The sequence below is a fragment of the Amnimonas aquatica genome, assembly GCF_002943415.1.
Taxonomy (GTDB): domain Bacteria; phylum Pseudomonadota; class Gammaproteobacteria; order Pseudomonadales; family Moraxellaceae; genus Perlucidibaca; species Perlucidibaca aquatica_A.
Genome location: NZ_PTQZ01000038.1, coordinates 1 through 9,765, shown reverse-complemented (window position 1 = coordinate 9,765; position 9,765 = coordinate 1). Strand labels below are relative to the sequence as shown.

At 65.8% G+C, this 9,765-nt stretch carries 8 protein-coding genes and 2 pseudogenes; 6 read left to right on the top strand and 4 right to left on the bottom strand.

Annotated features, from left to right (window positions below):
- The coding region (locus C5O18_RS10705) for a hypothetical protein (protein ID WP_206389700.1) at window positions 1-249 on the top strand (249 nt) is incomplete at its 5' end.
- A gap of 55 nt (window positions 250-304) precedes the next feature.
- On the opposite strand, the gene accC is transcribed toward C5O18_RS10705, so the two are convergent.
- From accC to aroQ, 3 genes are read right to left on the bottom strand one after another with little or no spacing between them, the layout of a single operon-like run.
- Complete coding sequence (accC, locus tag C5O18_RS02995; protein WP_105191379.1) at window positions 305-1,645, bottom strand: acetyl-CoA carboxylase biotin carboxylase subunit; 1,341 nt, start codon at window positions 1,643-1,645, stop codon at window positions 305-307.
- Window positions 1,646-1,661: 16 nt separating this feature from the next.
- Window positions 1,662-2,132: an acetyl-CoA carboxylase biotin carboxyl carrier protein gene (gene accB, locus C5O18_RS02990; protein WP_105191378.1), complete on the bottom strand. Its 471-nt coding sequence runs from the start codon at window positions 2,130-2,132 to the stop codon at window positions 1,662-1,664.
- 39 nt (window positions 2,133-2,171) lie between these two features.
- Window positions 2,172-2,618, bottom strand: a complete 447-nt coding sequence (gene aroQ, locus C5O18_RS02985) for a type II 3-dehydroquinate dehydratase (RefSeq protein WP_105191377.1) — start codon at window positions 2,616-2,618, stop codon at window positions 2,172-2,174.
- 608 nt (window positions 2,619-3,226) lie between these two features.
- Between aroQ and C5O18_RS02980 the strand changes: the two genes are divergently transcribed.
- From C5O18_RS02980 to C5O18_RS02960, 5 genes and pseudogenes are all read left to right on the top strand, one after another.
- A complete protein-coding gene (locus C5O18_RS02980) occupies window positions 3,227-3,439 on the top strand; it encodes a cold-shock protein (RefSeq protein WP_105191376.1) in 213 nt (70 codons plus the stop codon).
- Window positions 3,440-4,004: 565 nt separating this feature from the next.
- Window positions 4,005-4,238 carry a cold-shock protein gene (locus tag C5O18_RS10225; RefSeq protein ID WP_146089184.1) on the top strand — a complete coding sequence of 78 codons (234 nt, stop codon included), beginning with the start codon at window positions 4,005-4,007 and terminating at the stop codon, window positions 4,236-4,238.
- A gap of 483 nt (window positions 4,239-4,721) precedes the next feature.
- A pseudogene (rhlB, locus tag C5O18_RS02970) lies at window positions 4,722-5,837 on the top strand (ATP-dependent RNA helicase RhlB); the annotation flags it as partial.
- A 370-nt stretch (window positions 5,838-6,207) separates the two neighbouring features.
- Entirely contained in the window at window positions 6,208-6,519 is a 312-nt protein-coding gene (locus C5O18_RS02965) for a DUF485 domain-containing protein (RefSeq protein ID WP_105191374.1), read from the top strand.
- 1 nt (window position 6,520) lies between these two features.
- On the top strand, window positions 6,521-8,425 hold the full coding sequence (locus tag C5O18_RS02960; protein ID WP_105191373.1) for a solute symporter family protein: 1,905 nt from the start codon (window positions 6,521-6,523) through the stop codon (window positions 8,423-8,425).
- Window positions 8,426-8,523: 98 nt separating this feature from the next.
- Here the strand turns inward: C5O18_RS02960 and C5O18_RS02955 are convergent.
- A pseudogene (locus C5O18_RS02955) lies at window positions 8,524-9,765 on the bottom strand (site-specific recombinase); the annotation flags it as partial.

Sequence of the window (9,765 nt, the reverse complement as noted above, 5' to 3'; positions counted from 1 at the left end):
GTGCGCGAGGGGCTGGAGGTGCTGCCGGAAATGGCGACGACTTTCAGGGTGGGCTGGGGGGCGGTCATGTGGTTTTCCTGTCTGGAGTGCAGCTGTTGCCTGCGGGACACCCCGATAAGAGCAAAGCCCGTACCAACAGGAAAAATTATTTTATTTCATATGCTTATGATTTTTCTCAAACACCAGCCCTGTTGCTGGGCGAGAGATGTTGCTGATGCGGTGTTCTCTGGCGTGCAGTTGCCGCCATGAAAAAGCCGCCGCGACCCTCCCGGGTGGCGGCGGCTCGGGTGTCGCTTGCTGCCGGTCAGCCCTGGCTCAGCTGCTTCTCCAGGTGGTGGATGTCGACACCACCCTCGAGGAAGGCCTCGTCACGCAGGATGACATCGCGATGCAGCGCGATGTTGGTCCTGATGCCGTCCACCACGATCTCGTCGAGGGCGTTGTGCAGGCGCTTGAGCGCGATCTCGCGGGTCGGGCCGTAGGCGATCAGCTTGCCGATCAGCGAGTCGTAGTTGGGCGGCACGCTGTAGCCGGAGTACAGGTGCGAGTCCATGCGGATGCCGGGGCCGCCCGGGGCGTGGTAGTAGTTCACTTTGCCCGGGCAGGGCATGAAGGTGCGCGGATCTTCCGCGTTGATGCGGCTTTCCACGGCATGGCCCTGCAGCTTCACCTGGTCCTGGGTCACCGACAGGCCGAGGCCGGCGGCGACACGCAGCTGCTCCTTGATGATGTCGATGCCGGTGACCATTTCCGTCACCGGGTGCTCGACCTGCACGCGCGTGTTCATTTCGATGAAGTAGAAGCGCTCGTCCTCGTAGAGGAACTCGAAGGTGCCGGCGCCGCGGTACTTCATCTGCTCGCAGGCGCGCACGCAGGCGGTGTAGACCTCTTCGCGCAGCTTCTGCGGAATGCCCGGTGCCGGGGCTTCCTCGACCACCTTCTGGTGGCGGCGCTGCAGCGAGCAGTCGCGGTCGAACAGGTGGATGGCCTTGCCTTCGCCGTCGCCGATGACCTGGATCTCGACGTGACGCGGGTGCTGCAGGAACTTCTCCATGTACACGGTGTCGTCGCCGAAGGCCGCGCCGGCCTCGGACTTGGTCACCAGCAGCGAGTTCAGCACCTCGCTTTCCTCGAACACCACGCGCATGCCGCGGCCACCGCCGCCGGCCGCCGCCTTGATGATCACCGGCAGGCCGATGCGCTTGGCCACCTCGACCGCGTTCTCGGCGTTCACCGGACCGTCGGATCCGGGCACCGTGGGCACGCCGGCGGCCTTCATGGCGACGATCGCCGAGACCTTGTTGCCCATGAGGCGGATGGACTCGGCGCGCGGGCCGATGAACTTGAAGCCGGAGCACTCCACGGCGTCGGCGAAGTCGGCGTTCTCGGCCAGGAAGCCGTAGCCCGGGTGGATGGCCTGGGCGTCGGTGACCTCGGCGGCCGAGATCAGCGCCGGAATGTTGAGATAGGACTCCTTGCTCGGCGCCGGCCCGATGCACACGGCCTGGTCGGCCAGGCGCACGTGCAGCAGGTCGCGGTCGGCCTTGGAGTAGACCGCCACGGTCTTGATGCCGAGCTCCTTGCAGGCGCGGAGGATGCGCAGCGCAATCTCGCCTCGGTTGGCGATGACCACCTTGTCCAGCATGTCGGTGATCTCCGCGTCAGACGATGGTGAACAGGGGCTGGTCGTATTCCACCGGCTGGCCGTCTTCCACGAGGATGCTCTCGATCACGCCGCCCTTGTCGGCCTGGATCTGGTTCATCATCTTCATGGCTTCGATGATGCAGATGGTGTCACCGGCCTTCACCGTGGCGCCGACCTCGGCGAACTTGGCGGCACCCGGCGCCGGGGCGCGGTAGAAGGTGCCGACCATGGGCGAGCGCTGCACGAAGCCCTGGGTGGAAGGCTCGCTGGCGGCCGGGGCGGTGCCCTTGGTCGGCGCCGGAGCCGGCGTGGCGGCAGCCGGGGCGGCCACGGGGGCGGCGACCGGGGCCGGCACGCTGTAGCTCATCGCGCTGGGTGCGCGGTTGCGGGCGATGCGGACGGACTCCTCGCCTTCGGTGATCTCGAGTTCATCGATGCCGGATTCTTCGACCAGCTCGATCAGCTTCTTGATCTTGCGGATATCCATGTTGCTGCTGCTCCTCAAAAGGGGTTCGGTCAGGATTGTTCAGTGGGCGATGCGCAGGTCGCGCAGGGCGTAGGCGAGCGCCAGCTCGTAGCCCAGCGCACCGAGTCCGCTGATCACGCCAACGGCCTTGTCAGACAGGTACGAATGCTGACGGAAGGGCTCGCGGGCGTGCACGTTGGACAGGTGCACCTCGATGAAGGGGATGTTCACGGCCAGCAGCGCGTCACGCAGCGCCACCGAGGTGTGCGTGTAGGCCGCCGGGTTGATGATGACGAAACGGGTGCCGTCGGCGCCGGCCTGGTGGATGCGGTCGACCAGGGCGCCTTCGTGGTTGCTCTGCAGCGCGTCCAGACTGACGCCGGCCTGCTCGGCCTGGGTCGACAGGCGCTTGTTGATGCTGTCCAGCGTGTCGGCGCCGTAGATGCCCGGCTCGCGCTGACCGAGCAGGTTCAGGTTGGGGCCGTGGAGCACGAGAATGGCTGGCATGGGTGCGTCTGTCCGTTTTGTCTTCCGTGGCGCTGATGCTGCCCGGCGATCATTAAAGAATTGCTATATTTGTAGCGAATTTCTGCAATAAGGCGGTTATTGCCCGCATGTTGAAAGGCACGATACAGAATGGCCGGCAGCCAGGCAATCACCCGGAATGACAGTCTGAGGAAATATCCTCTCGTGCTTTGGATGCATGCTGGCGGCTGCCGCGGGCAGCGGCAAGGCGACCATCGTCGGTCCGACGGAGGGCGCGGTGACCGGCTGGCCACGCCGGCATCATCATTCCGGTGCCGTGTCGTCATGCGCGTCCGTGACCGCACCCCTCCCGGCATGCCGGGACGGGCGGGCAGGGCTGGCGGGCAGTGCTGCTTTATCAGTCGGTTACCGGTGGCGTCGCCGGGTGCCGTCACTGTCCTGTCACGGCTGGCGCAGGCGAACGTCTTGACAAAAGATTTCTTTCTTGCTTGTTGCTTAGTCGGGGCTTTCCGTGTCTAATCAGACAGCCCGTGGGCATCATCACCTCGTAAACGCCATGTTCACCCATTTGCGCCAACGATTGATGGCGGCACCACGGCCATCCGATACTGCGTTTCTTGAGGTTGATTATGTCGCAACGTGAACAGGGCACCGTGAAGTGGTTCAACGATGCCAAAGGCTTTGGTTTCATCCAGCGTCAGGCTGGCGAAGATGTGTTCGTGCACTTCCGCGCCATCCGCGGCGATGGCCACCGCTCCCTGCGTGATGGCCAGAAGGTTGAATTCAGCGTGGTCAAGGGTCAGAAAGGCTTCCAGGCCGAAGACGTCCTGGCTCTCGACTGATGCACCTGTGAAAACGGGCCCGTCCGGGCCCGTTTTCACGCCTTCACAATCTGCGGGTGTATTTCCTCCCGCGTTTTCATCTGTCTGCCGCATCGGGAGCCGGGTCGTAACCTGTCATTCTCGGCTTTAGGTATTGGTAGCGTGTTGGCCCGATGCCCAACCGAGTCGGTGATTGTTAGAGACCTTTCAAATGCGTAGCAAACAGAGTATTGCTCTGCTCTATTCCGTGCTGGGGCTGGTTTTCGCCCTGAACGGCCTGTTCATGCTGGTCATGCCGGGACTCTGGCTGAAGCTTTTCCCCCTGGCCTTCACTTCCTTCGATACTTCCAGCGAATTCGCCGTGCGTCTGCTCGGCATGGTCGACATCGGCCTGTCCCCGCTGTTCTTCTGGTGCGCGCGCAATCTCAAGCGCTGCCGTACCGTGCGTCTGTCGCTGACCATCACCACCACCGGCGTCGCGGCGGTGACCATCGCCAGCATCGCTGCCGGTCCCGTTTCGCTGCTTTCGCAGCTGCCGTCGGTGCTGCTCACCGGTCTGCCGGCGCTGCTCCTGCTGCTGCTCAGCATGCCGGCGCGCACCGTGCGCGTGAAAGGCCCGCGCGAGCTGGGCACGGTGAAGTGGTTCAACGCCAACAAGGGGTTCGGCTTCATCACCCGTGACTCCGGCGATGACGTGTTCGTGCACTACCGCGCCATCCGCGGCGAGGGCCATCGCACCCTGCGCGAGGGCCAGCGTGTCGACTTCTTCCTCAAGCGCGGTGACAAGGGCCTGCAGGCCGATGATGTCCAGCTGATCTGAGCGCCAGCTGATCTGAGCGCCAGCTGATCCGAGGCTGCGCGGCGAGCCCGCCGCAGCCATCCATGGCGCCGGAGCCGGCGCCGCGCAGGCCGGTGCGTCCGGCCCGCACTCAACCGGGATGATGCACAGACAATGTCCAACATGACCGAAGATACCCAGAACTCCGCCCTGCCCGGGCAAGCCTCCCTCGAACTGCAGCCGGTCGATGCTCCTTCCGCCGCTGCTGGCGATGTCGTTGCCGCCGGTGTTGTCGACGCTGTCGCCGAGGTCGTGACCGACAGCCCAGCCGCCGCGGATGGCGAGCCGGCCCCCGTGGCCGATACCGCGCCTGCCGCCGCCGAGTCTGTTACGGCCGAGCCGTCTGCTCCGGAGCTGGTGCCGGCTGATGCCGAAGCAGCAGCTGCCGTGGTTGCCGATACGGCGGCCGACAGCGTGCCCGCCGAGCCGGTGGCCGAAGTCGCGCCGGCACCGGAAGTGCCGCGCGTGCGCTTCAGCGAGCTGCCGGTGCCTGATGCCATCCTGAAGGCGGTCGATGACCTCGGCTTCGAGTACTGCACCCCGATCCAGGGCCGCGTGCTGCGCTTCACGCTGGCCGGCCATGATGCCATCGGCCGTGCCCAGACCGGCACCGGCAAGACCGCCGCGTTCCTGGTCACCGTGATCGCCGACCTGCTGAAGAATCCGCCGCAGGAGGAGCGCTTCGTCGGCGAGCCGCGCGCGCTGGTGCTGGCGCCGACGCGCGAGCTGGCGCTGCAGATCGCCAAGGATGCCGAGGGGCTGGGCAAGTACGCCGGCCTCAAGGTCGTCACCTTGGTCGGCGGCATGGACTACGAGAAGCAGCGCCGCCAGCTCAATGACACGCCGGTGGACATCGTGGTGGCCACGCCCGGTCGCCTGATCGATTTCGCCAACAAGCAGGAGCTCTACCTCGACCAGGTGGAACTGCTGGTGATCGACGAGGCCGACCGCATGCTCGACATGGGCTTCATCCCGGACGTGAAGCGCATCGTGCGCCTGACGCCGCCGAAGTCGCACCGCCAGACCCTGCTGTTCTCCGCCACCTTCACCCGTGACGTGCTCAACCTGGCGTCGCAGTGGACCTTCTGCCCGGTCACGGTGGAGATCGAGCCGGAGACCGTGACCACGGAAACGGTGGACCAGAAGGTCTATATCGTGACCACGGAAGAAAAGATTCCGCTGCTCTACAACCTGATCACCCAGCACAAGCTGGAACGCGTCATGGTGTTCGCCAACCGCCGTGACCAGACCCGTCGCCTCACCGACGTGCTGAAGGCGCACAACCTGTCGTGCGCGCTGCTGTCCGGCGATGTGCCGCAGGAAAAGCGGGTGAAGACGCTGGACAACTTCAAGGCCGGCAAGATCAGCGTGCTGGTGGCCACTGACGTGGCCGGGCGCGGCATTCATGTCGACGGCGTCAGCCATGTCGTCAACTTCACCTTGCCGGAGCAGCCGGACGACTACGTGCACCGCATCGGCCGCACCGGCCGCGCCGGCGCCAGCGGCACCAGCATCAGCTTCGCCTGCGAGGATGACGGCCACCTGATCCCCTCGCTGGAGGCGGCCATCGGCCGCAAGCTGGAGTGCATCCATCCGCCGGCGGAGCTGCTGGCCCCGGTGCCCGAGGTGACGGTGGTGCATGGCGCCTCAGGTGCCGAGCCGGCGCCGCGCCGTCCGCGCTCCGGTGGTGGCGGTCGCCGTGGTGGTGGCGGTCGCCGCTGACCACCATCAGACTTTGGTCTCGAAGCCCGGCCCTGTGCCGGGCTTTTTGTTGCCTGCGTTCCGCGTGGCGGGCGGCTCGCCGGCTCCCGGTGCCGCCGGGGCCTCCTGCCGTAAGCCGAAAGTCGCGTAGCCATGGCGCCATGGAGGAATAGTCTCGGCACTGTGGAATAGGGCCGTGAGGCCGGTTGCGCCATCAGCGACTCTACAAATAAGAACCAAGGAGCCTGTCATGACAAAAGAAAAAAACTGGGAGGCCATAGCGGCCAGCCCGAAGTTTCAGGCGCTCGTACGCAGAAAGAAGCGGGTGCTCTCCGGACTGATGCTGTTTTCTGTCGCCTATTACTTTCTGCTACCCCTGGGCGCTGCCTATGCCAGTGACCTGTTCAGCCGCCAGGTCTGGGGCCCGCTGAACGTGGGGCTGGTGTTCGCGCTGTCCGAGTTCGTGGTGGCCTGGAGCGTGGCGGTGATCTATTCGCGCATCGCCAACCGCGAGTTCGATGCCATGGCGGCGCAGATCGTCGCCGAAGCGGAGGGCCGCTGACATGAAGAAGATGCTCTGGATGGGCGGCCTGCTCGGCCTCGGTGTTCCCGCCCTGGCGCTCGCCGCCGAAGGCGCGGTGGCGCCGGAATACCGTTTCCTGACCTTCATCGTGTTCGGCGCCATCATCGCGCTGACCATGTTCGTGACCTATCTGGCGTCCAAGCGCGTGCACTCGGCATCGGACTTCTACACCGCCGGTGGCGGCATCTCCGGCGTGCAGAACGGCTGGGCGATCGCCGGCGACTACCTGTCGGCGGCTTCGTTCCTCGGTATCGCCGGCCTGATCTCGCTGTACGGCTATGACGGATTCATGTACTCGGTGGGCTGGCTGGTGGCCTACATCACCGTGCTGCTGGTGATCGCCGAGCCCTGCCGCAACATCGGCAAGTACACGCTGGCCGACATCCTCGCCTACCGCAACGACCCGAAGAAGACCCGCATCGTCGGCGCGCTGTCGGTGATCACGGTGTCGACCTTCTACCTGACCGCGCAGATGGTCGGCGGCGGCGTGCTGGTGAAGACGCTGATCGGCATCGACTACGAGGTGTCGGTGATCGCTGTGGGTGTCCTCATGCTGGCCTATGTGCTGTTCGGCGGCATGGTCGCCACCACCTACGTGCAGATCATCAAGGCGGTGCTGCTGGTGCTGGCGTCCATCGTGCTGGTCATGCTGGTGTGGGCGCCCTACGGCTTCAGCCTGCCGGAGTTCCTCACCGCCGTGGTCGGTGACGGCAAGGTCCAGGCCCAGGTCGCCAAGCTGCTCGGTGACCAGTCCGCGAACATGACCGCCGCTGAGCTGGGCCAGCGCTTCCTGGAGCCGGGCCTGTACCTGAAGGATCCGCTCGACCAGCTGTCGCTGGGCATGGCGCTGGTCTTCGGCACCGCCGGCCTGCCGCACATCCTGATGCGCTTCTTCACCGTGCCGAACGCGCAGGAAGCCCGCAAGTCGGTGATCTGGGCCATGGCCATCATTGGCGGCTTCTACGTGCTGACCATCTTCCTGGGCATGGGCGCGGCCATCCACGTCGGCGCGGCGGACATCTCGCTGGTCGACAAGGGCGGCAACATGGCGGCTCCGCTGCTGGCCCAGTTCCTGGGTGGTGGCGCCGACTCCATGCTGGGCAACTTCATGCTGGCCTTCGTCGCCGCCGTCGCCTTCGCCACCATCGTGGCCGTGGTCGCCGGCTTGGTGCTGGCCTCAGCCTCGGCCATGGCGCACGACCTCTACGTCGGCGTCATCCGTGGCGAGCATGCCACCGCGCAGGAGCAGGTCCGCGCCGCGCGCATCTCGACAGTGATCGTGGGTGCGCTGGCGATCGTCATCGGCATCGCCGCCAAGGGCCAGAACGTGGCGCACCTGGTGGCGCTGGCCTTCGCCGTGGCGGCGTCCGCCAACCTGCCCTGCGTGCTGCTGACCTTGTACTGGAAGCGCTGCAACACCGGCGGCATCATCGGCGGCATGGTGGTGGGCACGGCGTCGGCCATCATCCTGGTGCTGGTGTCGCCGAACATGACCTATCCGCTCAAGGTCAAGGCCGATGCCGAGAAGGTGATCGCCGAGGCACCGGCCAAGCGCGATGCGCTGCAGGCCTCGCTGGATGGCGGCAGCCTGGACGAACGCGCGCAGGCCACGGCGACCAAGGCGCTGGCCAAGCTCGATGCCGACGTGACCAAGGCGCAGGATGACCTGGTGAAGAACGCGGACAAGACCACTTCGCTGGTCGGCCTCGAGGAGCCGCTGATCAAGCTCAAGAACCCGGGCCTGATCTCCATCCCGCTGGGTTTCCTGGCCGTGTTCCTAGGCTCGCTGCTCTACGGCCGTGACCGTCGCGCCGAGGAGAAGTGGACCGAGCTGTACGTCCGCCAGAACACCGGCATCGGCGCCAGCAAGGCCCAGGCCCACTGATGGCGGAAGTGTGTGCCGATGTGAACCTGTGATGCAGGTGTGAAAGGAAAGAGGCGCTTCGGCGCCCCTTTCCTTTTTCCGGTTTTCGGTGCGGCGGCTTAGTGGGCCGCGCCCTCCGTCGCCTGGCGCGGCGGCCAGAAGAAGTCGCGCGGGCGCTGGCGGAACTGGCGCAGGATCTCGCGCAGCAGCGGCCACCAGAGGCGGAAGCGCACGCCGCGAGATTTCAGTGCCAGCATCAGCGCCAGCGAGAAGCTGACGCCGAGGTTGGTGAGGCCGATGGCGGCGACGCCGAGCACGGTGATCACCCAGGTCTGCCAGCTGATCATGAAGTCCAGCGCCACCAGCGCGTAGGCGAAGTTGGCCGCCGCGAAGGTGATGTGGCGAATGTCCAGCGGCAGGCCGAGGATGAAGCCGATGGTGCCCATGGAGCCGAGCATGATGCCGAAGTAGAAGTTGCCGGCCAGCGCGCCGAGGTTGCGGCGCAGGTAGCCGGCCAGGCGTTCGCGGCGCGCATCCGGCAGCCAGCGCAGCAGCCGGTGCGCGGCCACGCGCTCGGGAATGCGCGAGTAGATCGCCTTGTTGTCGTAGTAGCCGGAGATGATGCCGGCCAGGAACAGGAACACGCCGGCGATGGCGGCATGGAAAATGGCCAGGCTGTGGATCGGGCTGAGGTCGTGCAGCAGGTGGTTGGCCTTGTCGGCGTCGGCCGGGTGGCTGCCGAGCGCGTGCAGGCCGAGGCCGATCAGCAATGCCACCGGGAACGCGAGGCAGACGTTGCCGAGGATGGCGATGAGCTGGCTGCGGAAGACATCAATGCAGAGCTGGGCCAGCTTGCCGAGATGGCGCTCCGGCCGGCGGTCGCCGGCATCCTCGATGCTGGCCGCGATGTGCGATGCCGTCATGGCCGGCTGCTTGGTGGCGATGGTGCCGTGCAGCAGGTGGATGAGCATGAAGCCGAACGAGTAGTTCATGCTGTAGATGAAGGCCTGGCCCAGCGGCGCCAGCGCCAGCCGTGCCGACAGGATCTTGATCAGCGCCATGAAGGCGACGATGACGCCGGCCTTGCTGGCCGACACCCACATGCCGAAGAAGCCGGCGCGCGTGGTGGTGACATAGTGGTCGCCGGTCACGCTGGCGTGCTCGGTGATGTTGCGCGCCAGCAGCTCGGTATTGCGTGACACCAGCGCCCGCGTGCTGTGGCTGCGCGCCTCGGAGCGGCTCATCAGCTTGAGGAAGCGCGTCAGCAGCGCGGGCAGCTGCTCGCGGTCGGCATCGAGGAAGGCCAGCAGCAGCGCCATGCGGTCCAGGCTCTGGCTGATGCGCACCAGCAGGTAGGTCAG

Bases quoted from the DNA above. Each gene is read 5' to 3' on its own strand.
- C5O18_RS02960 (WP_105191373.1), top strand. From the start codon at position 6,521: ATGAAGAAGATGCTCTGGATGGGCGGCCTGCTCGGCCTCGGTGTTCCC.
- C5O18_RS02980 (WP_105191376.1), top strand. From the start codon at position 3,227: ATGTCGCAACGTGAACAGGGCACCGTGAAGTGGTTCAACGATGCCAAA.
- C5O18_RS02965 (WP_105191374.1), top strand. From the start codon at position 6,208: ATGACAAAAGAAAAAAACTGGGAGGCCATAGCGGCCAGCCCGAAGTTT.
- C5O18_RS10225 (WP_146089184.1), top strand. From the start codon at position 4,005: ATGCCGGCGCGCACCGTGCGCGTGAAAGGCCCGCGCGAGCTGGGCACG.
- accC (WP_105191379.1), bottom strand. From the start codon at position 1,645: ATGCTGGACAAGGTGGTCATCGCCAACCGAGGCGAGATTGCGCTGCGC.
- aroQ (WP_105191377.1), bottom strand. From the start codon at position 2,618: ATGCCAGCCATTCTCGTGCTCCACGGCCCCAACCTGAACCTGCTCGGT.
- accB (WP_105191378.1), bottom strand. From the start codon at position 2,132: ATGGATATCCGCAAGATCAAGAAGCTGATCGAGCTGGTCGAAGAATCC.